The organism is Bythopirellula polymerisocia, assembly GCF_007860015.1.
Classification (GTDB): domain Bacteria; phylum Planctomycetota; class Planctomycetia; order Pirellulales; family Lacipirellulaceae; genus Bythopirellula; species Bythopirellula polymerisocia.
The window spans coordinates 634,712-656,950 of sequence record NZ_SJPS01000002.1 but is presented as its reverse complement, the minus strand read 5'-3'; the positions used below and the strand labels follow the sequence as shown (position 1 = coordinate 656,950).

The following is a 22,239-nucleotide window of genomic DNA, read 5'->3' as shown; positions in this document are numbered from 1 at the left end:
AATTGAATGCCCCGTGAGGATGATCGCCGATCCGTGAAGGGAAATATCGGCCAGCATTGACATCATTTTTCTATGAGTGCATCCTCTCCACCGCACAGATGCTGTAAAAGCTGATTTTTTGGGCAATAGGATTTCAAAGAGCTGCCAAGAAGTGGCATAGATCCCGAAGAAAAAATAAAAAGTAGTCCGGGAGGGACTCGAACCCCCGACCAAGGGATTATGAGTCCCCTGCTCTAACCGACTGAGCTACCGGACCGAGCGAACCTCCGAGTATTGCCGATCGCATGTAATCTGGCAACATGCCCCTGAATTAGCTGATCGGATCTGTCTCATTCACTGGCGAATCCTGAGAGCCCTCTTTCAAAATCTCCTGTCTGAAGCGGTAGCACTCCCTTCGGGTGCGGACCTATAATCAAGGCAGACACCCTTATGAAGGGTGAGTAAATGCGATTCATCCCCTAAGGATTTCCAATATGCCAGTGGCCATGGAATTAGCGCGGATCGTGATCAGTGAGGTCACCAGCGAGCAAGTCATTTGGTTGCGCGAAATCGATGGCCAGCGGATGTTTCCCATCCTGATTGGCATATTTGAAGCCACGAGTATCGACCGTCGGGTGAAGGGGTTTGAAGCCCCGCGGCCGTTGACGCACGATCTATTAGTTAACGCAGTGGAAACACTCGGTGGCGAGTTTCAGGACGTTGTGATCAATGAACTCAAAGAACACACCTACTATGCCCAGCTTAGAGTGCGTCATGAGGGAGAACTAATTGAAATCGATTCCCGCCCCAGCGATGCAATTGCTGTAGCTGTCAGTTGCAATCCTGCTCTCCCGATCTATGTCGCTGAAGACGTGCTGCACGACGTGATCGACGAAAACAACCTTTAAACAGTTGCGGATTGAAGCATGTGGAATGAGAATTGATTCATTCCGCTTTCATTCATCCGATGACGTCGGCAAATGCGGCTTGTAGGGCTTGCAGGCCTGCAGGGCCTTTGTCTGCGTCGACGACCACATTCACACGCATCTCACTGGAGCTGACTATTTCGACGTTGATGTCTGCACGGGACAATGCTTGAAACATTCGTACGCCGACCCCTGTGTGAGTGCGGATGCCTATGCCGAACACGGAGAGGATCGCGATTTTTGGATCGCTCGTGACGGGACCACATTCCATTTGTGCAGCGACTGATCGAACAATCTCGGTAGCGGTTGACACCGCTTCCATTGGCACTGTAAAGCTGACGTTTGCTAAACCGTCACGACCGGTCCCTTGCACGATCATGTCGACCATGATCTCTTCAGCAGCGACTGCCTCGAAGATCTCGGCGGCGATGCCTGGCTTGTCGGGGACCTGGGAGACGGTAACGCGACCTTGAGTTTCGTCGAGTTGGATATCATCGATCGTAAGATCTTCCATGCGTTGTAGGCGGTCAACGACATCAACAGGACTTGGTTGAAGAGTGACTGTTGATTTGTTGCCAAAAGCTGCGCGGTCTCCTGGCTGTTTCTCAAGTTCAAATTCGCCATGGACTGCCCGCAGTGCTTTCATGGCTTGATCGCGGGGCACGAGGGCAGAAATCTTTATCTGGCTGGTCGTGATGGCCAGGATGTTGATTGCTTCATCGGCCAACGCGCGAAACATGCGGTCGGCGACGCCCGTCTGAGTGGCCATTCCCAGCCCGACGATCGACACTTTGGAGACGTTTGCTTCGTGGGTAACTTCGACTCCTCCCAGATCTTTGGCAACTATGTTGACCGCCTTCAAAGTCGTGGGTAGGTCGGATTCCAGTACAGTAAATGAAATCTCGGCTTTGCCCCCTTCGCCTACGTTCTGCACGATCATGTCGACCGCCACATTCACGCTACCAAGTTTTGAAAACAGGGTGTCCATCGTGCCGGGTTGGTCGGGGACATCAGCCAGGGAAATCCACGCTTCATTCTTGGTCAATGCAACGCCGCTCACAGGGCGATCTTGGCTCTCGGAATGCAGGCCTATGACGGTGCCGGGTTCGTCGCTGAAGCTGGCACTATTGCAGACATGAATCGGCACGCCGAACTTCTTGCCGAATTCAATCGAGCGGCTATGCATTACGCCCGCGCCCATGCTAGCTAACTCCAGAATTTCGTCATGGCTGACACGGTCCATTTTGCGGGCTTCGGCGACGATCCGCGGATCGGTGGTGAAGACGCCATCGACGTCGGTGTAGATCTCGCAGGCATCGGCCTGCAGCACCGCAGCTAGTGCAACGGCGGTCGTATCACTTCCGCCGCGACCGAGTGTAGTGATATTGAAATCGTCATCAATTCCCTGGAAGCCAGCAGCAATGACGATATGCCCGTCGTCGAGATGTTTACGCATCCTTTCAGTTGAAATGGACTGGATGCGGGCTTTGGTGTGAGAATTATCAGTCTTGATACCTATTTGCCCTCCGGTGAGGCTCACTGCTTTGCTTCCCAGTTCGGTAATGGCCATCGCCATGAGTGCAACGCTCACCTGCTCACCCGTAGAGAGTAACATATCCATTTCCCGCGCGGGTGGATTGCTGGTGATCTGGCCGGCCAGGTCCACCAAGACGTCGGTGTTTTTGCCCATGGCACTGACCACCATGACCACTTGATGGCCTTGCTGTTGAGTTCGAATTGCCTTGCGAGCAGCGGCTAGTATTTTGTCGGCGTCGGCCACACTAGTGCCGCCAAATTTTTGAACGATGATACCCATAATTAAATGCAGAATGCAGAGTGCGGAATTCGGAAATGGAACTTTGCGCTATTTGCTTTTTCCTGTGAACCAGCCCATGGTGCGCCAGCCTTCGTCGAATGCCAGTTGTGAATTGGCGGCGTTGGTGTCGCCGTAGCTGATGAACTGGTCAGGTTCGATGCCGGTCCCCGCTATGGCCACAGGGACATGCCCGTGGGTGTGCGTTTTCGTGCTGAGGTACGTAGGGTGATCAGGCGAGATCATGATTCGCCAATCCCCGCTGGACTTCAATGCCTCAAGCACTGGGCCGACAACGTGCGTATCAATTTCTTCGATTGCGGCGACTTTCTTGCCGCAGTCTCCTTCATGAGACGCCTCGTCGGGTGCTTCGACGTGGACACAAATGAGGTCGACCTCTTTAAGGGCGTCAACGGCGTAACGTCCCTTTGCGGAGTAGTCGGTGTCGGTATAGCCAGTTGCTCCTGGGACTTCTATTCGCTGCCAACCGACAAGCGTAGCGAGGCCACGCAGCAGATCAACCGCCGTGATCATTGCCCCTTGCGGACCATAGACTTGTGCGAATGGTGCGAGTTTGGGTGCCTTGCCGATGCCCCACAGCCAAATGTTTGTGGCGGGAGGTTTTCCGGCAGCGATTCGCTTCTTGTTTACAGGATGATTGGCGAACATATCAATAGTGGCTGCCATGAGGTCGTTGAGGACATCGCTTCCAGGTCCTCGTGGAAAATTGTCAAGGACAGATTTATCGGTGAGATCATGCGGTGGAGTAGCGCGCATCTCCATGGTGAACGGAGCGGGACGCTGATTACCTCGCCAGATGAGCAGATTGCGATAACTAACCCCGGGGACAAACTCGAGTCCGTCGCCGCCAAGCATTTCTTGTGCGGAAGCCAACAATTCGGTTGCTTCTTCAGTGGAGATGTGCCCTGCCGTGAAACTTTTCATGATCTGGTCTTCAATGGTGACCAGATTACAGCGGATAGCCCAATCTTCGGGTGAGAGTTCAATCCCCTGTGCGGCGGCTTCGATGGGTGCCCGACCAGTGAAATTGATCAGGGGGTCGTAACCCAACAGGCTCATGTTGCCTACTTCAGAACCGGCGGGAAGTACCGCCGGCGTGTGACATGCGCGTGCCACGACGCCAGCGGCAGCGATGGCATCCATTTCAGGGGTGCGAGCTGCTTCGAGGGGAGTCTTTCCTTCCAGTGTGGACTGAGGCTCGTCAGCGGCACCGTCGGGGATGATGATGGCGTATTTCATAAGTTTTGAATTAACTTGTCGTACAGTGACCGATCCATAGAAAAAGCGAACAGTCCTTGGTTGGAGTCAGCCTCGCACCCACATACGGACCAGGTCACCTTGGACGCTTTTAAAGGCAGCGATTTCTTCGCAAGCTTTCGCGGCAGCACCTTCAGTGGTCTCGTGGGTCATTATTACTAGGGGCAATACTTGGCTCCCTTCTTCGGCTTCGTGCTGCAGGACCGAGGCTATTGATACTTGCTGACGACCCAATGCGGTAGCGATCTGGGCAAGCACGCCGGGGTGGTCCACCACATTTGCTCGCAGGTAAAACCGGCCTTTGGCCTGGGCATAGTCGTTGGCAGTAACTCGGGCCTGGCGGTTAGACCAGAGTTCGAGTGTCTTGAAAGTAATCTTTGTGCGGCCTACGGCAGTGTCGATCAAGTCGGCTACTACGGCCGAAGCAGTCGGCATCTGTCCGGCCCCAGCACCATAGAAGAGCAGGGGTCCGACGGCGTCGCCGACTACTCTGATGGCGTTGAATGGACCTCCCACTTCGGCGAGAGGTGTGCCCGCCTTTACAAGAGTCGGTGAGACGTGGAGTTCCAAACCATCGCCCACCAACTGGGCCACGGCCAAGAGTTTGATTTTGTAACCCATTTCTTGGGCGTAACGCACATCGGCCACGTCGAGCTTGTCGATCCCGGTGCGAGGAATATCCTGCCAATCAACGCGAGCTCCGAAGGCCAGATGCGCGAGAATTGCCAGCTTTTGAGCTGCGTCTGCTCCATCGACATCCATGGTTGGGTCGGCTTCGGCATAACCAAGTCGCTGGGCCTCGGCAAGCACGTCGGCGTATGCGGCACCATCTTCGTGCATCTTGGAAAGTATAAAATTGCTCGTGCCGTTGAGGATGCCGAAGAGCGACTCGATCTGGTTGGCAGATAAACACTGGCCGATATTGGCGATGATCGGAATCCCACCGGCGACGGAGGCTTCGAAAGCGATGGAACGACCAAGCTCACGGGCACGGTCGAATAGTTCTGGTCCATGTTGAGCGAGCAAGGCTTTATTGGCGGTGACCACGTCTTTGCCGCTCTCGAGTAGCTTGAGCATGATTGTGCGGGCCGGTTCGAGTCCCCCAATGAGTTGGGCCACAACTTCAATTTCAGGGTGGTTAAGCACCTCCTCGATATCATCGGTGAGCACACTGGCAGGTAAATCGCAGTCTCTAGCCTTAGCCAAGTCACGGACGACGGCTTTTTCCAGCCACAATGTGCGGCCAGCGTGCCGCCCCGTGCGGTCGCCAAAGTCAAGCAATAGCCTAGCAACGCCTGAGCCGACGGTTCCTAGCCCGATAATGCCTACTTTTGTCTTATCCATGTCTTCTTTTGGGGCCTTAGCCGGTTATTTGTCTGCACGTTGTCAGAGCGGCTATCGTAATTGGCCTGGGCCACGAACGTCAACTGGCACGCGGTTTGCGCAAGTGCTTTGCTACTGTAGAATTAGCGATTCTCAACGATTAAGAACCTCAAACAACCAATTTGAATTTCGCGATTTTTATATGCCCCGTTACAACCCGGCCACCGTCGAACCTAAATGGCAAGCCTACTGGGAAGAGCATCAGACTTTTGCGTCTCCTCAGATGCCCACGGGGGAGAAACTCTACGCGCTTGATATGTTTCCCTACCCTAGTGGTGACGGCCTGCACGTCGGCCATCCCGAGGGATATACGGCGACCGACATCGTTTGCCGGGCGGCCCGCATGCAGGGAAAGAGCGTTTTGCACCCAATGGGGTTTGATGCCTTTGGACTCCCTGCCGAAGAACACGCGATTAAAACTGGTGAACACCCTCGGATTCAAACTGAGAAGAATATCGACACATTCCGTCGGCAGTTGAAGATGCTCGGTTTCAGCTACGATTGGTCGCGGGAACTGGCCACGACCGACGTCGAATACTTTCGATGGACTCAGTGGATATTTTTGCAGATCTACGACACATGGTTCGATGAACAGCAGCAAAAAGGGCGGCCTATCTCGGAATTGCCTATTCCTGATGAAGTGGCCGATGCGGGAGCGGATGCGGTGCGGGAATATCGCGATGAGCACCGCTTGGCGTTCCAAAGCTTTGCACCGGTAAATTGGTGCCCGGCGCTGGGGACAGTACTCGCCAATGAAGAGGTGATCGATGGCAAGAGCGAGCGGGGAGGGCATCCTGTCGAGCGCCGTCCCTTGAGGCAATGGATGCTGCGGATTACCGCGTACGCAAGTCGCTTGGAAAGTGATTTAGAATTCGTGGATTGGCCTGAGAGTGTGAAAGCGCTGCAGCGAAATTGGATTGGGCAAAGCATAGGGGCGGAGGTGGATTTCTATTTGGGGTCTGAAGAGGACTGGTCACTAAGGCGACCAGTCCATAAGTTCCCAAGGAAGCCTGGTGACGATGTGCTGCGGATTTATACAACGCGGCCCGACACTCTGTTTGGCGCGACTTATATAGTGATCGCTCCCGAACATCCGTTCGTCGAGCGGCTTACGACCGCCGAAAATGCCGCGGCGGTGAAAAAGTATTGTGGACAGGCTGCCGCTAAGAGCGATCTCCACCGAGCAGAACTCGCCAAGGAAAAGACAGGCGTTTTTACCGGGAGCTTTGCCATAAACCCAGCCAATGGTGAGAGAATTCCGATTTGGATCGCTGACTATGTACTCATTAGTTACGGTACGGGAGCGATCATGGCGGTTCCCGCTCATGATGAGCGCGACTTCGAATTTGCTAAGCAATATGAGATTGCAATCAAATGCGTTGTTAAGCCCGGAGAGAAGGTCTCCCATGGTGAATTGCAAAGGATTCTCGCTGGCGTGCAGGTTTATGCAGCTCACGGAACGGCAATCAATTCTGGCGAATTTGATGGTCTCCCTACCGCCGAGTTCAAAAGGAAAATAACAGAATCCCTTGCCGCTCGCGGCTTAGCGCGCGAAGCCGTTAACTACAAGCTCCGCGACTGGCTTTTTAGTCGTCAGCGATTTTGGGGTGAGCCATTTCCGGTCCTCCATGAGCTTGATGATGCAGGAAATCCAACCGGTCGAGTTCGTGCAGTCGACGAAGCCGATTTGCCGGTTGATCTTCCCCATCTCGAGGACTTCAAACCTCATGGCCGGCCCGAACCCCCTTTGGATAAGGCTCCCGACGAATGGCTTTATCCTGTGATCGACGGGATTCGCTATAAGCGCGAAACTAACACAATGCCCCAATGGGCAGGTAGTTGCTGGTATTACCTGCGGTTTCTAGATACCAACAATTCGAAGGCAGCAATCGATCCTACAATCGAAAAGGCTTGGATGCCCATCGATCTCTACGTGGGAGGAGCTGAACACGCCGTGTTGCATTTGCTCTATGCGCGTTTCTGGCACAAGGTGCTTTACGACCGGGGAGTTGTAAGTACTCCCGAGCCATTTCAGAAGTTGATCAACCAAGGAATGATCCTCGGCGAGAACAACGAAAAAATGTCGAAGAGTCGAGGGAACGTCGTCAATCCAGACTCAGTAGTGAAGGAATATGGCGCCGATTCCTTGCGGTTATATGAGATGTTCATGGGCCCTCTGGAGGCCACCAAGCCGTGGAGCATGGAAGGGGTCAATGGCATGTTTGGGTTTCTCGGTCGGGTTTGGAGGATGATCATCGATGACCGATCGGAGTCGATTGCCTTAAATTTAGCGGTTTGTGACGATGAACCCACTGAAGAGGCACAGAGAGTGTTTCACAAGACGGTGAAAGCCGTAACCGAGGATATTGCCAAATTATCGTTCAATACGGCAATTGCCCGAATGATGGAGTTTACTAACTACTTTACCAAGTTAGATCGACGCCCCCGGGCAGTGCTGGAGCCTTTTGTTCTTCTATTGGCGCCCTTTGCACCACACATTGCTGAAGAGTTATGGCGGGCCTTGGGGCATGAGAAAACACTAGCCTATGAAGCTTGGCCAATTTACGATGATGATGTGCTGGCCGAATCGACAGTGGAGATTCCAGTACAGATTAACGGTAAGCTGAGGGGCAAGATTACCGTGCCCGCCGATGCGGATGCGGAAGAGATGGAGAAAATAGCTAGGAACGATGCTCAAATTGCTCCTTTGTTGGAAGGGAAGCAAGTCACCAAGAAGATTGTAGTCCCAGGTCGGATGGTGAGTTTTGTGGTGAAGGACTAAGTCCCTTTCCGTTACTGAAACGTATTGTTTTTTTTGATAAGGCCCTGCTTCTCATGCGAAATACGATTGCCGTTGTTCTTGGAGGAGGCCAAGGTTCCCGATTGATGCCGTTGACCAAATATCGGTCCAAACCGGCGGTCCCGCTGGCGGGAAAGTATCGACTCATTGATATTCCCTTGTCAAATTGCCTCAATAGTGGCCTGAATCGCATTTATGTGCTGACCCAGTTTCTTTCAGTGAGCTTGCACCGACACATTCGTGGTACCTATCGATTCGACAATTTTAGTGCTGGGTTTGTCGAAATCCTTGCAGCCCAGCAAACGATGGCTGAAGGGACCGATTGGTATCAAGGCACCGCTGATGCCGTGCGGAAGAATTTGCGTTATATCACGCAGCCAGGTACGAAGTACGTTGTCATTCTCTCTGGCGATCAACTTTATCGCATGGATTTTGCGGAGATGCTCAAGACTCACCGAGAATCAGGGGCTGATATTACGATTGCCGCCAAGCCAGTGCATAGCCACGAGGCTTCCGGGCTAGGTATCATGCGGGCCGACGATTCGGGCCGTGTGATTCGATTTGCAGAGAAACCCAAGAGTGAAGAAGAATTGAACTCAGTCCGTACTTCGCCGGCATGGATCGATGCTCACGGTGTGTCCAGTCTTGGCCGCGATTGCTTGGCAAGCATGGGGATCTATATATTTAATGTGGATGTGTTGACGGCAGCATTGGAAAATACAGACCACCATGATTTTGGCAGGGAAGTGTTTCCCACTTCGATTGGAACCCGCAAAGTTCAGTTGCATCTGTTTGATGGTTACTGGGAAGATATCGGCACAATTCGGTCCTTTTTCGAAGCGAATTTGCAGCTGACTTTGCCGGATGCACCTTTCGAATTGGCGACCTCTTCAGCGGTAATCTATTCACGCCCCCGTTTTTTGCCGCCAACTCGAGTTGATGGCTCAACAATTGAGAGCAGTTTAGTAGCCGATGGTTGCATCATTGAACCTGGTGCGCACATCGTGAACAGTGTCATTGGTCTTCGCTGCAGAATTGGCCGTAATGTGACCATCCGCGATTCGATTATCATGGGAGCAGACTTTTATGAATCGCCAGGTGCAACCAAACATACCGACGAGTGGCCTGCCATTGGGATCGGGGATGGCACACTCATTGAGAAAGCGATTGTCGACAAGAATTGCCGTATCGGCCCGGGTTCCCAAGTCGTGAATCCTGGAGATCGGCCTGACTGCGAAGTGAGTGACGTATGCTCGCTTCGCGATGGAATCCTTGTTGTCGAAAAAGACGCGTGCCTGCGTGCTGGATGGCATGTTTGACGCAAGGAAATCATGCTAATCCATTCATTCCCTACAGGATTACCCGGTTGGCCAGAATTGTGGCGAAGGAACCATGTCCCTCGGACTTTCGTAGAAGAGATCAGATCATACTAATTTGTTGGGCACTTTTGTCCTCTTAAGATAATTCTCCATTAACGTTGTGAGTTACTTTGCATAGGAATATTGCATATGAGCTATTTCAAACATCTCCTCCCAGGCATAGGGTTAGCTTGGATGTTTCTATTTGTGCCTGGATTGATGGCACAAACGCCGAAATCGGAACCCGTATATCTTGAGGAACCTGCCGAAGAACCGCCTCCATCAGTTGTCACGCATCGTAAGGCACAAGGAAAATATGAAGATGGACAGTTTCGGATGGAACGCGAAGAAGCGTTGCTGTCTGACGACACGGTTGTCAGTGACGGTACTTATATCGAATACTATCCAGATGGTCAGAAATTTTGCGAAGGGAAATATGAGAATGGTGTCATCTCGGGTACGTGGGACTACTGGCATCCCAATGGTCAACTTAGTAAGAGTGTCGAGTTCAAAAACGGCAAGCCGGACGGCAAGATTGAAATCTATCGCGCTGACGGCACGTTAGAAGCTGTACAATCATATAAAAATGGTGTGCGTCATGGCGAATGGATTTCTTACTATGAGGATGGCAAGACCCCCAAGGCTAAGGCGGCGATTGTGGATGGCAATTTCGATGGGGAGCGAACCACCTACTATTCTGATGGGACAATAAGGCAGCAAACCAATTTCGTCGCTGGTTTGCTCGATGGCGTTGCAACAGAGTACGATGAAACCGGCAAAAAGATTGGGGAGGCTACTTTCGAAAAAGGCCAGCGGAAATCGACAGAGAGATTCGATCAAGATTCTAAATGATGACCTTGGGCTGGATATGCAGACTCAGGTTTACCAGTTGGAATTTGTTCACAAGTTTATTTATGAAAGAATCTTTCCAGGATTTGAATGAACGAACCGCAAGAAGACCGCGCCAAAAAAACTCCGCAACCGCGCAGGCCGCTGCAGTGGTTTACTCTATCACTGTTGGCAATCGCGTCTGTGTTTCTGATCCTCTCCACCTGGAGAGATGAAACGACGATTTCTTATAGTCAGTTGATTGAAGAAGTCGAAGCGGGCAACGTCGCACAGATCAAGATCTCCAAGAATAATGTGGTAGGAGAATTCCGTGAAGGAGTCGTGCCACAGCCGATCGATCGCCAGACTCCTGCCGACGAAAAGCAGGAGCCAATCAAACAGTTTAAGTGCACCTTGCCAGAGCAGGTAGGGGAGGATTGGCTTGCCGAGCTTCGTTCGAAAAAAGTAGAGGTTACCGCAGAAGATCCGGCCAATTACGACGACGTCTTCTTCCTCATCTCACTTGTGGGAATGGGACTGTTGATCGTGTTTGCCTGGAGCATGATGAGACGCACAAGGGACCAAATGCTCGGCGGAGGCATGTTGGGTGGAGTCACCAAAAGCCCTGCGCGTCGATACGAAGCCAGCGATACCAAGATTTCTTTCTCGGACGTTGCGGGGCTCTCGGGCGTCAAAAAGGACCTCGAAGAGATCGTTTTGTACCTCAAAGATGCTCCCAGGTTTCAACGGCTTGGTGCCCAGGTTCCCAAGGGCGTTCTGCTGATGGGTCCACCTGGCACGGGGAAGACCCTACTCGCGAGAGCCGTCGCAGGCGAAGCGGGTGTCCCTTTCTTCTCGATCAATGGTTCCGAGTTCATTCAAATGTTTGTGGGTGTCGGGGCTGGGCGTGTTCGTGACATGTTTAAGACTGCTCAAGATAATTCACCGGCCATTCTGTTTATCGACGAAATCGACGCTGTTGGCCGACAGCGAGGGGCTGGACTGGGTGGCGGGCACGATGAGCGTGAGCAAACACTCAATCAGATCCTCAGCGAGATGGACGGATTTAGTCCTACTTCGACCGTAATCGTTCTAGCTGCCACGAATCGTCCCGATGTGCTTGATCCAGCTTTACTTCGACCGGGGCGTTTCGATCGCCATATCACCGTCGATCGGCCAACCGTAAAGGGACGTCAAGAACTGTTTGAGTTACACAGTCAGAAAGTTCCGCTCACGGAAGACGTCGATTTCGAAAAGCTAGCTCGTGCGACTTCGGGTCTTACGGGGGCCGACATTCGGAATTTGGTCAACGAAGCCGCCCTATGGGCAATTCGGCACGACAAGGATAAGGTCGGCCCGGAGGATTTTGAATACGCTCGGGACAAGATCCTGATGGGTTCCGCACGCGAGGAAATCCTTACAGCCGACGAAAAGAAACTCGTCGCGTACCACGAAGCTGGACATGCGCTTGTCGCCTGGTTAGTGCCAGATTGTGAGCCTGTCCACAAAGTGACAATTATTCCTCGAGGTCGTTCACTGGGTGTGACACAACTTGTTCCCGAAGAGGATCGTTACAACACTAGCCAAAGTCAGATGATTGCGACATTGACGATGGCACTGGCCGGACGAGCCGCAGAGAAGATTCAATTTGATGAATTCAGTGCCGGTGCTGAGAGCGATCTGAAGCGAGCAACGGATTTGGCTCGACGCATGGTGACACGCTGGGGTATGAGCGAGCGACTAGGCCCAGTGGCCTACAGTAATGGTGAAGAACATCCCTTTCTTGGGCGAGAGATGGCCCATGAGCATCGCACGTTTAGTGAGCGAACGGCTCAAATCATTGACGAAGAAGTTGCCAAAATCCTTCATTCCGCTGCCGACAGCGCGAATCTTCTACTCACAGAGCATGCCAGCAAACTTGAAGCACTTTCTCAAGCACTTCTCGATCGAGAAATGCTTGACACGAAAGAGATAGAGGAAATTCTGGGTCCTTCGGCTCGAGATGCTCGTCGAAACTCGAATCATGCACCGGTATAAAACTGCTTACTATGAGTGGCAGAAACTGGTCCTGAGGCCGATTTTCAGTCCTTTCTCTATCTTTTCAGGTAAACTTCCTCCTCGCTTCTTCACATGCGGAAGCTACAATTGAGGGGTTATACGTCTTTGTTCAGCCAATTGCCTATTGATTCGTCCTGTCATGAGCACCTCGATACCAACTTTTCAACACGAACATTTTATCAACCGCGAATTGAGCTGGCTGGAATTTAACGCACGCGTTCTTGAAGAGGCCCAAGACTCATCGAATTCGCTCATGGAACGCGCTAAGTTCCTGGCAATTTTCAGCTCTAATCTGGACGAATTCTTTATGGTTCGCGTGGCGGGATTGCGTGAACAGGCGTTTGGTGGTGTCGCACCTCAAGATGTTTCCGCAGATGGATTCACTCCTTTGGCTCAACTACAGCGTATCACAGAACGCACGCGCCAATTAGTCGTCGATCAGTATGCATGCCTCAATGATGCTATCCTGCCGGAGCTTGCGCAAAATGATGTACACATCCTAGCCGAGAAGGATCTCGATAAATCGCAGCGCAAGTTGATCAATGAGTTCTTTCGGCAACGAGCGTTCCCCGTACTCACACCGATGGCAATTGACCCCAGTCATCCCAGCCCGCGGTTTCACAATCGAGGGCTTTACTTGGTTGCCCTTTTGCATCGGTCGAAAGGATTTGGGCCGGCAGATTTGTTTGCCGTAGTTCAATTGCCGACAGTGCTTCCCCGCTTCGTGGACCTAGGAGAACCTGGCGAAAACAAATACATCATGCTGGAGGATCTGCTAGCAGCAAAATTGCCGGAACTGTTTGGCGGCTATGAGATATCGCATCACGCGACTTTCCGGATGACTCGCGATATGGACATCGACGTGTTAGAGCAAGAGGCCGATGACATGCTCCGTGCGATCGAATTGCGGCTTCGAGTGCGGCAGCAGTCGGAAGCCGTTCGGCTCGAGGTGCAGGCGGGCATGGGGGAGGATCTCTTGGAGATGCTTGTCAATGAAGAGAGCTTACACGTTCGTGACGAGGTAGATGGTCGCGTTTATTCGGATGTGTATCACGTGCAGGGCATGCTCGATATGACGTGCATGTGGGATCTGATTCGGCTGGTTGAAAAAGACGCCCTCCGAGATCCTCCTTTGATACCTCGTCAGCCGGTTCGACTGCGCCGTGGCGAGGGAATGCTATCTGAGATAGCGCAACATGACATACTGCTGCATCACCCTTTCGACTCCTTCGATCCGGTGGTGCGATTCATCGAGGAAGCCGCTGAGGATCCTGATGTCTTGGCGATTAAGCAAACCCTCTACCGCACCAGTGGTGACAGTCCCATTGTGCGGGCCCTGATCAAAGCCGCCGAGAATGGTAAGCAGGTTACAGCACTCGTTGAATTGAAGGCCAGATTTGACGAAGCGAATAACATCATTTGGGCACGGCAAATGGAACGTGCCGGAGTGCATGTAGTGTACGGGTTTATGGACCTCAAAACTCATAGCAAACTGGCTATGGTAGTACGTCAAGAAGGTAAGAAGGTACGTCGTTACGTCCATCTCAGCACGGGCAACTACAACCCAACCACGGCCAGACTCTATACGGACCTGGGTCTATTCACGTCCGACAAAGAATTCGCCGAAGATGCTTCCGCCTTGTTCAATTTCCTGACAGGCTATTCCCAAGGGCATGAGTGGCAAAAGCTCATCCTTGCTCCCGTAGATTTGCACCGGCTTACGATTGAACTCATCCAAGAGCAGACCGAACGCGCTCGAGCTGGGAAGAAGTGTAGCATCTTCGCAAAACTGAATTCGCTCGTTGATCGAGAGACCATCGAATCACTTTACATTGCCAGCCAGGCGGGTGTGCCTATTGAATTGGTGATCCGAGGGATCTGCTGCTTACGGCCCGGACTGCCAGGGATTTCGGAAACTATCCAGGTCAGGAGCATCGTTGATCGATTTCTGGAGCATAGTCGTATTTTGGTGTTCGGAGAGGGCAGCAAGGCGAAAGTGTTTCTCTCTAGTGCCGACTGGATGCCGCGGAATTTTGATCGCAGAGTTGAAGTTATGTTTCCGGTTGAAGCCCCCGAATTACGAAAACGGATCATTGAAGAAATTATTCCAACCTACCTACGTGATAACACTCGCTCCCGTATTCTCATGGCTGACGGATCCTATGTTCGTCCGGTCGTTTCGCCGGGGAACACGGAGTATCGAGCGCAGTATGAGTTACTCGGATTGCCACCCGTTGCCGCCGAAAATCGAGCCGTCGCTGTAGAGGAGCCCATGAACGGGCAGGCTAAAGAATCAGAAACGAAGGATATGGCGAAAGCCGAATAGCTTCTTTCTTTTAGTTGCAGTTCACTCGGTGTTCGCCTTCTCTAGCAAAACTAGCCAAAAAGGGCGTGCCGCCTTGATCTCATTAGTGGCTGCTTGATCTCCTGCAAATTCTCGCTCAGCAACATCCAGCCAATCGAGAAAGAATTGCACACTACGTCGGCTAACACGGGGTTGATACTCAGACTGCACGTAGTACGGGCCCGTGGTGGCGAATTGGTAGTTTTTCGTGTTGCTCGTCATTGCCCTAACGGCAAACCAACCGCTGGAATTGAATGTTAACAGTGGCAACCGTCCTTGATTTTGTGCGAGATCCCGCAGTCGTATTTGGTGGACGACATGGCCATCTTTCAGGATTTCCAGATACTCGACTGCTGCTTTTTCATAAAAAGTGAGACTCAGCGAGATCTGGAAGTCGTGCGATTCCCCCGCTCCAAGGGAAAACACATGTCCTGGCGGGTGGCCTTCGACGTTAGTCCGTAGCAAGGGACCATTGGTCACCATGACTTGTCCCGCACGGAGCGCGTCAAACCAGGCTTCACGGGAGAATTCTCGTTCGCACCAGGCATAAACCCGGTTGGTGCCCACAGGATTACCGTTGATTCCCGAACCACTCCCAGCGACTGGCGGGATCTGTAAACCACAATTGAGCAAATGATGGTAGATCGCCTCGCTCCAGCGCCCGTTGCCCATTGCACCGGGATAGAACTTCTTGTCCCGGCGATATCCCCCTTCCTCATTATCAATGACTTTGTCCACGAGCGCATGCCGGTGGATTAACTGGATGGCATCAAGTTTTCCTGTGGCGATCCAGAGTGGTAGGTCCCAGGCAAAAGGGCTAAGTGCTATTATTTGGTCCCCTTGCTCTGAAGCTGAACGAAGTACTTCGAGAGAGGGTTCATCGGCATCCGCCGCACAAACCGGGTAAGGGGTTTCCTCAGCAATCAGGATCAATCCGCCACCTCGACGATTGTCGAGCGTAGCCCAGGGGCCAAACAGCGGTGGCGAGAGGGATGACAAGGGTTCATTGCCTCGCAGCTTCATCTCACTACACTTGCCGTGATTATTGGCAGAGACAGTGACGGGAATATAGTCAAGTCCTGCGGCGCGCATCAGCAGTGGCATGTTTTCAAATTCTTGTGAGACGTCCAAGTCAGCTGCCCACCATCCTTCGTTTTGCATGTTCACTCGTCGTGCCAACTTGAGGTCGGTGGAGTCTTCGGCGTGGCGGTCGATCGTGAAATGACCTTTCCGAGTTTCGAATTCGGGTCCTGCTTCTACAAAGAATTCGTAGTTCCCTTTTTTCAATTCCAAGGTGATCGAGCCATCGAAGACGAGATAATCGTCGAGGACAACCGCTCCCTCCGGTCGCACGCGCACCGGCTTCCCACGGGAATTTCGCAGTTCCATGCGAACTGCCAGCGGTTTGCCCGTCTGTTCGTCAGCGACATTGATAGTCAGGATGCCGTCGTAACTGGCACCCGACACGATACTGACCATTATCAACGTCAGCATTGAAGGAGCAAGCAGATGAACAGCGGTGCGTATCATTGGGGTTTTCTCAACCGGTTTGGGCCGCATTTTTTACCGAGAATGCAAAAAGTACCAGAATTCGCTTATCAGAAGTCTAGCACGCGTGACGACTTACGTTGCCGCTACCCATCTCGGCTCCGACGAGTAGAATGGAACTCTCGTAAACTAACTTAACATAAGCTCAATACCTATTGAAAAATGGCAGATGACTATTACGAAACACTGGGCGTAACTCGGCAGGCTTCGCAGGATGAAATCCGCAAGGCGTACCGCCAAATGGCTCGCAAGCACCATCCCGACCTGAACCCAGGCGACACCAAAGCCAAGGAGAAGTTTCAGAAGGTCCAAGAGGCTTTCGATGTGCTGAACGATGCCCAGAAGCGTGAATTGTATGATCGCTATGGGAGTGCCTATGAGACAGTGGGTGGCGGGGCAGGCCCGCGACCTGGTGCGTGGCCTGGGGCGGGCGGCGGGCCGGGGGGGCCAGAAGGTTTCGACATCAATCTGGAAGACCTGTTCGGCGGAGGCGCGGAGCCGGGAGGAGGTGGCTTTGCTGATCTGTTCAAGACCTTCAAGCAACGCAACAAACGTAGTGCCCCGACGCGCGGCAGCAATATTGAACATGCACTCACGGTTTCCTTTGCGACGGCGGTGCTTGGAGGGGAAGCAGAGATATCGCTGCGACGCGCAGATGGGCAAACTGAGTCGCTGCGAGTGAAGATTCCGGCGGGCATTGCGTCGGGCAAGAAAATTCGCCTGCGTGGCAAAGGGGATCCCAGTCCGATGGGTGGTCCTGCGGGTGACATCCTTATCCGAGTGGACGTCGCGCCTCATCCTAATTTTCGCCGGCAGGGGAATCGGCTGGACATACGTGTGCCGATCACACTTGCTGAGGCAATTGGTGGTGGCAAGATCGACGTGCCGACTCCCCATGGCACGATTTCGCTGACCCTCCCTCCCGGCACATCGAGTGGAAGCAAGCTCCGCGCGAAAGGCCAAGGGGTTCGTCCAGCCGATGGTGAGCCGGGAGACCTTTTTGCCGAAGTACAAATCATCTTGCCGAAAGATTTGGAAGCTTCCGACCGCCAGAGTATCCTGGAGTCGCTGAAGAAATATTCTCAGAACCCGCGATCGGACCTGCGATGGTAGCTTCCATAGGAGTCTGCATGTTGGTCGCTCAGGCGAGTGAGCCAACCATTCCTGAGCCCTTACGCGCGATTCTCCTAATGGCCTTGTTGGGAATCGCATTGCTTGGGTTGTTGTTGATCGTGAGTACGATGCTCGGTGCCCATTGGGTGCGTCGGCTGGGCAGGTTTCGCCGTGGTCCGGCTGTTCCGACCGATGTAACTCCCTTGCGAGCGAATCCTTCTCACCGAAATGATTCGGACTCGTCTAAGGGTTTCCCTGAAGAGGCAATCGATACGGTGATCTCGGGAGATAAACATTCCGATGATGACACCGTAACCCCAAAATGAATTCCAACAGATTCCCCAAGTCGGCTCGCTTGCTGAAATCGGACGAGTTCGACCGCGTTTTTCGGCGTCGTTGCGTAGTGAGCGACGACCTGTTGGTGCTCCACGCGGAGCGGGGACTTGCCGAGGAGACTCGCATGGGTTTGGTAGTATCGCGGAAGTGCGGGAATGCCGTGGTTCGCAATCGTTGGAAACGAATTCTACGCGAGGCCTTTCGTTTGGTCCGTAGCGAGTTGCCACAAGGACTCGATCTGGTCATTGTACCCCGGCGAAACGGCAAGCCCGGGGCAATTCCTTCATTGGTCGCAGCGCAATCTTCGCTCTCCGAACTCGTCAAGCGAGCAGCGAAAAAACTCGCTTCCGCTAGCAAGTAATCGCCATGAACCAGTTGTGGAGGATCTGTCGCCAGGTGCCAGCACTCTTGCTGATCGCCGCTGTGAAGTGCTATCAATGGACGATCAGTCCCCTGCTGGGTCAATGCTGTCGCTTCGAGCCGACATGCAGCGTGTATTTCATTGAGGCAGTGAAAAAACACGGTGCCGTACGCGGCGCATTGCTGGGAATTCGTCGCATCGGCCGCTGCCATCCTTGGCATCCGGGCGGTTACGATCCGCCGTGAGTGCTGGCAGGACTCTCTTGACCGGGATTCGTGAGGCTCGTATTCTTCGCACCCCTTGCTAGACCGGCAATCGGCTCTCAAGCTGCGGGCAAGACAAGTGAGATTTGCTTGACTTGCCGGGAAGTCGTTGTCGGATCGAATAAAGAAGAAATCGCGTTCTAAAACGCCGAGGAGAAAATTGGCATGAGGTCTGTTCGCTCGAGCCGCGTGAGTTTGGCCGTTGCACTTTCTGTGGGAGCCATGTGGACTGGCTGCATGGGTCCTATCTTGCGCCAACAGAGCCCAGAACTTCCTGAGGAAGAATCTAAGGCAGAACTGACGCTCGTTGGCAATGCAACCCAGCCCTATGGTCTGACGTATGTGAAAGTGGAAGCAGTGGCACTCGTCACAGGTTTGGCGGGCACGGGCGAAGATCCCCCCCCTTCGCCGCAGCGTGCCTCTTTGCTCGCCGAAATGAATCGCCGTGAAGTTCCCAATCCCAATAATATTCTGGCGTCCCCCAATACAGGACTGGTTTTGGTGCGTGGCCTCTTGCGGCCAGGCATCCGAGCGGGGGATCATTTTGATCTTGAAGTTCGCACGCCCAGTCGCAGCGGTACCACCAGCTTGCGCGGTGGTCGACTGCTGGAAACACGACTTACCGAAACTGCCGTCCTGGGAGATCAACTCCGCAAGGGGCACCTCTTGGGAATGGCACAGGGGCCGATCCTGGTCGACCCAACTGCCGATGCCGACGAAGATCAGGTACTGGTTCGCAAAGGGCGCGTGTTGGGAGGGGGCGTTGCAAACAAGGCTCGCAATCTGGGATTGGTGCTAAACAGCGAACATCAATCGATACGTTTGAGCCAGATGATTGGCAAGTCGGTTAGCAAGCGATTCTTCAGCTACGTCGATGGACAGCAGCGAGGCATGGCGACTCCCAAGACGGATGAATTTGTCGAGTTGGATATCCATCCGCGCTACAAGGATAATGTTGGTCGCTACATGCGGGTCGTGCGGAGTATCGCCCTGAACGAAACGCCCAGCCAACTCCAGACGCGACTTGGTTTGCTGAAAACCCAATTGCTCGATCCCGTCACCGCGGCCACAGCAGCCATTCGGCTTGAAGCCATCGGAGACGATCAAGCCAAGCAGGCCTTGCTCGAAGGCATTCACTACGACGACCCCGAAGTACGGTTCTACGCCGCCGAGGCGCTCGCCTATCTCGATGTGACCGAGGCGGTTGAACCATTGGCAAAGGTCGTCCGCGATGAGCCAGCTTTCCGTGTCAACGCACTGGCGGCATTGAGCGCGATGGACGACGGTGCGGCCTACGATGCACTTCGTTCGCTGCTGTCGGTGAAGAGTGCGGAAACACGTTATGGCGCTTTCCGTGCGATGACTGCAATGACCCCCAACGATACGCTGTTGGTGGGGGAAAGCATGAATGGCAAGTTCCGCTTCCATAAGCTCGATTTGTCGGGTGATCCACTGATCCATGTGACTAGTAGTCATCATCCGGAAATTGTCTTTTTCAGTTTGGAGCACAAATTCAAGCTGCCGTTGGTCCTCGATGCGGGGCCAAATATTTTGGTCAATGGCCTGAGTGGCGCGCAAATCAAGGTCAGCAACTTTGGCTCGACTACTCAGCAGCGGGTAGTCTCGACCGATGTCGAAGAGGTGATCCGCGCAATTGTCGAATTGGGTGGCGACTATCCAGATGTGGTACAGATGCTTGAGCAAGCCAAGCAAAATGGCGCCCTGACAAGTCGCTTCCGCGTGAACGCCCTGCCAGAAATCGGTCGTGAGCGAATCAAGCGAGATCGTGAGAGCACCGGAACCGAAGCGGAAGAAGATTCTACGCACAATTTCGATATCGAGACGCCTGAGCCGGAGTTGTTCAGCCGGAAGTAGAGGCGTCAAGCTTGAAAAGCTGGCCGGCGAGGATAGCAATTGTGCACTTGCTGCGGAGGGTCCCACATTTGCGTGCAAAATGCAGCAAATTGTGCGCGGCTCTGGAATGGCTTCTCTCCCGTTTGAAGAGACTCGCCCCGGGTAAGAAAAGAGGAGCGACAGCGAGTATTTTCGCCACCCGGGGTTACGATGATGAATTGAGATTCGTTTGAGGAGTTGACTATGGTTGCCGGTAGAATATTGCCGAGGACGAGATTCGCCCAGCGCGGCCTGTTGCCGCAACCCTAAGACTTTTCTCGCAGAGGCGCAGAGACACAGAGAGAATAGTAACAGATGCTCTGCGATCTCTGCGCCTCTGCGAGAGATTGCCTTCTTTCTTGAGAACAAGTTGAGATCTTTTGACGTGTGTGGAGTGTTAAAAGTTTGTCAAGAATCAAGAATTCCGTACGTTAGTAGCATGGATTATTTCGGCCTCGTCAAATTGCCGCCGGTAATCAACGCTTGTTGCTCGGCCGATGAAAATAATTGTTCTGTGACCCCGGGTGGCGGCGAAGTTCGCAGAACTCACTTCACCCCAGTAATTTAAGAATGCTGGCGGGGCTATGGGCTGTCATCCCTTCAGGATAAGAACCGCATCGATAGCTTTCCGTCCTCTCATGGGAGTCGCTCGTTCGCTGCTGTCGCTGGTTAGCCCGCTTCTCCACTGGTCATTTCGACTTCAGTGCATCTGCTACGGCATCACAGAACAACCAGTCGTCGATGGCATACTCCGCCATAGGCTCGGGCCGCGCTCCCCAGGCCACGACCACGACCTTCGCGACTGGATTCACGTAGAGAGTCTGCCCGTGGATGCCGATGGCCATGTAGGCGCCGTCCTCGCGTGAAGCGGGAGTCGTGCCCGTCCACCACAGGTAGCCGTACTCCAAGGGGGTTCCCCCCTTGAGGACCTTGGGTGTGGTTGCCTCACGGATCCAGTATGATGGCAGAATTGCTTCCCCGCCGGCTCGGCCACCATTGAGTAGGAACTGGCCGAAACGTCCGTAGTCGCGGAGCGTCGCGCTGAATCCGCTGCCACCAATCTCGATGCCGTCGGGAGACTCAAGCCACCAGTTCGCATCGGCCTCCATCCCGAATTTGCTCCAAATTCGCTCGGAGAGGTACTTCGCCAGCGTCTGGCCAACCGCACCTCGCAGTACTTCTGCCGCCACCTGGGTCTCGCCCGTGTTATAGTTGTTCACGGTGCCGGGCTCTGCCACCCTCGGCAAACTCTTCATCACGGCCAGGGCCCCGCCAGGCACTTGAGCGATCTGCGCCTCTAGCAGCCGCCGGCGATCGGATGCGGGGTCTGTATACTCCTCGCTCCAGCCGACACCCGACGACATCATCAGCACGTCTCGGATGGTGACCCCATCGTACGCGCTTCCGGAAAGTGACGGAACGTACTCGGTCACGTCATCGGTGAGACTCTCTATGTATCCCTGCTTGACAGCAGAACCAATGAGTGTGGAGGTAATCGACTTCGCTACCGACATCGACATCCAGCGGGTTCGTGCGGAGTTACCGAACCGATACAACTCCAGCTTCACCCGCCCCTCCTTGAGCACCAAGAGAGCGGCGATCTTGTTAATATAGAGGTAGTCGATGAGATCATATGCTTTGTTTCCAACTTGAAAACTTACGTTCACGAGCGGGACCGCAGCCGGTGGCAATGGCATCGGCGCTAAAGATCGCGGAACGGTACGCGCGGGAAAAAGCCGATCGATGTTCCGAAAGGTATTGACCGCCATTTCGGGCGTCAGCACGCCATCGTAAGTCTCTCGTACCGAGCCGATCGGTTCGGTGGCATGAGGATAAGAGGCGCGAGCCGCTGCCGGAGCGGGTTGCTCTAAGGTTTCGACTTGTCCCAGCGCCGACGTCGCCAGGAGCGTTGCCGACAGAAACAAAGGAGTGACTGATCGTAAGCTCATCGCGATTTT

Annotated in this window: 16 protein-coding genes and 1 tRNA gene; 11 read left to right on the top strand and 6 right to left on the bottom strand. The window is 53.5% G+C overall.

Annotated elements, in window-relative coordinates:
* Positions 1 to 182 precede the first annotated feature (182 nt).
* Positions 183 to 256, bottom strand: a tRNA-Ile gene (locus tag Pla144_RS08760).
* A 217-nt stretch (positions 257 to 473) separates the two neighbouring features.
* Between Pla144_RS08760 and Pla144_RS08755 the strand changes: the two genes are divergently transcribed.
* Positions 474 to 887 (top strand): bifunctional nuclease family protein, encoded by a 414-nt coding sequence (locus tag Pla144_RS08755; protein ID WP_146450125.1) that lies wholly within the window; start codon positions 474 to 476, stop codon positions 885 to 887.
* 52 nt (positions 888 to 939) lie between these two features.
* Here Pla144_RS08755 and Pla144_RS08750 read toward each other — a convergent pair whose 3' ends face one another.
* The 3 genes from Pla144_RS08750 to Pla144_RS08740 all read right to left on the bottom strand — a co-directional run bounded on the left by Pla144_RS08750 (position 940) and on the right by Pla144_RS08740 (position 5,340).
* Entirely contained in the window at positions 940 to 2,721 is a 1,782-nt protein-coding gene (locus tag Pla144_RS08750; protein WP_146450123.1) for an aspartate kinase, read from the bottom strand.
* 48 nt (positions 2,722 to 2,769) lie between these two features.
* Positions 2,770 to 3,978, bottom strand: a complete 1,209-nt coding sequence (locus Pla144_RS08745; protein WP_146450121.1) for a cofactor-independent phosphoglycerate mutase — start codon at positions 3,976 to 3,978, stop codon at positions 2,770 to 2,772.
* Between the two features lie 66 nt (positions 3,979 to 4,044).
* Complete coding sequence (locus tag Pla144_RS08740) at positions 4,045 to 5,340, bottom strand: homoserine dehydrogenase (RefSeq protein WP_146450120.1); 1,296 nt, start codon at positions 5,338 to 5,340, stop codon at positions 4,045 to 4,047.
* 181 nt (positions 5,341 to 5,521) lie between these two features.
* Between Pla144_RS08740 and leuS the strand changes: the two genes are divergently transcribed.
* From leuS to ppk1, 5 genes are all read left to right on the top strand, one after another.
* Positions 5,522 to 8,161, top strand: coding sequence for a leucine--tRNA ligase (gene leuS, locus Pla144_RS08735; RefSeq protein ID WP_146450119.1), 2,640 nt, complete (start codon positions 5,522 to 5,524; stop codon positions 8,159 to 8,161).
* 53 nt (positions 8,162 to 8,214) lie between these two features.
* The gene (locus tag Pla144_RS08730) at positions 8,215 to 9,498 is read left to right on the top strand and encodes a glucose-1-phosphate adenylyltransferase (protein ID WP_146450118.1); all 1,284 of its coding nucleotides are present in this window, start codon (positions 8,215 to 8,217) and stop codon (positions 9,496 to 9,498) included.
* A 189-nt stretch (positions 9,499 to 9,687) separates the two neighbouring features.
* Complete coding sequence (locus Pla144_RS08725) at positions 9,688 to 10,389, top strand: toxin-antitoxin system YwqK family antitoxin (protein WP_146450116.1); 702 nt, start codon at positions 9,688 to 9,690, stop codon at positions 10,387 to 10,389.
* A gap of 87 nt (positions 10,390 to 10,476) precedes the next feature.
* Positions 10,477 to 12,402, top strand: a complete 1,926-nt coding sequence (gene ftsH / locus Pla144_RS08720) for an ATP-dependent zinc metalloprotease FtsH (protein ID WP_146450113.1) — start codon at positions 10,477 to 10,479, stop codon at positions 12,400 to 12,402.
* 160 nt (positions 12,403 to 12,562) lie between these two features.
* The gene (gene ppk1, locus Pla144_RS08715) at positions 12,563 to 14,749 is read left to right on the top strand and encodes a polyphosphate kinase 1 (protein WP_146450111.1); all 2,187 of its coding nucleotides are present in this window, start codon (positions 12,563 to 12,565) and stop codon (positions 14,747 to 14,749) included.
* A gap of 21 nt (positions 14,750 to 14,770) precedes the next feature.
* On the opposite strand, the gene Pla144_RS08710 is transcribed toward ppk1, so the two are convergent.
* Positions 14,771 to 16,297, bottom strand: coding sequence for a CehA/McbA family metallohydrolase (locus tag Pla144_RS08710; protein WP_146450108.1), 1,527 nt, complete (start codon positions 16,295 to 16,297; stop codon positions 14,771 to 14,773).
* Between the two features lie 180 nt (positions 16,298 to 16,477).
* On the opposite strand from Pla144_RS08710, the gene Pla144_RS08705 reads away from it, so the two are divergent.
* The 5 genes from Pla144_RS08705 to Pla144_RS08685 all read left to right on the top strand — a co-directional run bounded on the left by Pla144_RS08705 (position 16,478) and on the right by Pla144_RS08685 (position 20,263).
* The gene (locus Pla144_RS08705; RefSeq protein WP_146450106.1) at positions 16,478 to 17,428 is read left to right on the top strand and encodes a DnaJ C-terminal domain-containing protein; all 951 of its coding nucleotides are present in this window, start codon (positions 16,478 to 16,480) and stop codon (positions 17,426 to 17,428) included.
* 17 nt (positions 17,429 to 17,445) lie between these two features.
* On the top strand, positions 17,446 to 17,754 hold the full coding sequence (locus tag Pla144_RS08700) for a hypothetical protein (protein WP_146450103.1): 309 nt from the start codon (positions 17,446 to 17,448) through the stop codon (positions 17,752 to 17,754).
* Positions 17,751 to 18,125, top strand: a complete 375-nt coding sequence (gene rnpA, locus Pla144_RS08695; protein WP_146450101.1) for a ribonuclease P protein component — start codon at positions 17,751 to 17,753, stop codon at positions 18,123 to 18,125. The genes Pla144_RS08700 and rnpA overlap by 4 nt, the downstream gene beginning before the upstream one ends.
* 5 nt (positions 18,126 to 18,130) lie before the next feature.
* The gene (gene yidD / locus Pla144_RS08690) at positions 18,131 to 18,370 is read left to right on the top strand and encodes a membrane protein insertion efficiency factor YidD (protein WP_146450099.1); all 240 of its coding nucleotides are present in this window, start codon (positions 18,131 to 18,133) and stop codon (positions 18,368 to 18,370) included.
* Between the two features lie 183 nt (positions 18,371 to 18,553).
* Positions 18,554 to 20,263: a flagellar basal body P-ring protein FlgI gene (locus Pla144_RS08685; protein ID WP_146450096.1), complete on the top strand. Its 1,710-nt coding sequence runs from the start codon at positions 18,554 to 18,556 to the stop codon at positions 20,261 to 20,263.
* Positions 20,264 to 20,970: 707 nt separating this feature from the next.
* Here Pla144_RS08685 and Pla144_RS08680 read toward each other — a convergent pair.
* A complete protein-coding gene (locus Pla144_RS08680; RefSeq protein ID WP_146450093.1) occupies positions 20,971 to 22,230 on the bottom strand; it encodes a serine hydrolase domain-containing protein in 1,260 nt (419 codons plus the stop codon).
* Positions 22,231 to 22,239 lie beyond the last annotated feature (9 nt).

Excerpts from the sequence above, each read along its gene's own strand:
- Pla144_RS08740 (WP_146450120.1), bottom strand. The coding sequence starts at position 5,340 with ATGGATAAGACAAAAGTAGGCATTATCGGGCTAGGAACCGTCGGCTCA.
- Pla144_RS08750 (WP_146450123.1), bottom strand. The coding sequence starts at position 2,721 with ATGGGTATCATCGTTCAAAAATTTGGCGGCACTAGTGTGGCCGACGCC.
- ftsH (WP_146450113.1), top strand. The coding sequence starts at position 10,477 with ATGAACGAACCGCAAGAAGACCGCGCCAAAAAAACTCCGCAACCGCGC.
- Pla144_RS08700 (WP_146450103.1), top strand. The coding sequence starts at position 17,446 with ATGTTGGTCGCTCAGGCGAGTGAGCCAACCATTCCTGAGCCCTTACGC.
- Pla144_RS08680 (WP_146450093.1), bottom strand. The coding sequence starts at position 22,230 with ATGAGCTTACGATCAGTCACTCCTTTGTTTCTGTCGGCAACGCTCCTG.
- Pla144_RS08725 (WP_146450116.1), top strand. The coding sequence starts at position 9,688 with ATGAGCTATTTCAAACATCTCCTCCCAGGCATAGGGTTAGCTTGGATG.
- Pla144_RS08705 (WP_146450106.1), top strand. The coding sequence starts at position 16,478 with ATGGCAGATGACTATTACGAAACACTGGGCGTAACTCGGCAGGCTTCG.
- rnpA (WP_146450101.1), top strand. The coding sequence starts at position 17,751 with ATGAATTCCAACAGATTCCCCAAGTCGGCTCGCTTGCTGAAATCGGAC.
- Pla144_RS08710 (WP_146450108.1), bottom strand. The coding sequence starts at position 16,297 with ATGATACGCACCGCTGTTCATCTGCTTGCTCCTTCAATGCTGACGTTG.
- Pla144_RS08730 (WP_146450118.1), top strand. The coding sequence starts at position 8,215 with ATGCGAAATACGATTGCCGTTGTTCTTGGAGGAGGCCAAGGTTCCCGA.
- Pla144_RS08685 (WP_146450096.1), top strand. The coding sequence starts at position 18,554 with ATGAGGTCTGTTCGCTCGAGCCGCGTGAGTTTGGCCGTTGCACTTTCT.
- Pla144_RS08755 (WP_146450125.1), top strand. The coding sequence starts at position 474 with ATGCCAGTGGCCATGGAATTAGCGCGGATCGTGATCAGTGAGGTCACC.
- yidD (WP_146450099.1), top strand. The coding sequence starts at position 18,131 with ATGAACCAGTTGTGGAGGATCTGTCGCCAGGTGCCAGCACTCTTGCTG.
- Pla144_RS08745 (WP_146450121.1), bottom strand. The coding sequence starts at position 3,978 with ATGAAATACGCCATCATCATCCCCGACGGTGCCGCTGACGAGCCTCAG.
- ppk1 (WP_146450111.1), top strand. The coding sequence starts at position 12,563 with ATGAGCACCTCGATACCAACTTTTCAACACGAACATTTTATCAACCGC.
- leuS (WP_146450119.1), top strand. The coding sequence starts at position 5,522 with ATGCCCCGTTACAACCCGGCCACCGTCGAACCTAAATGGCAAGCCTAC.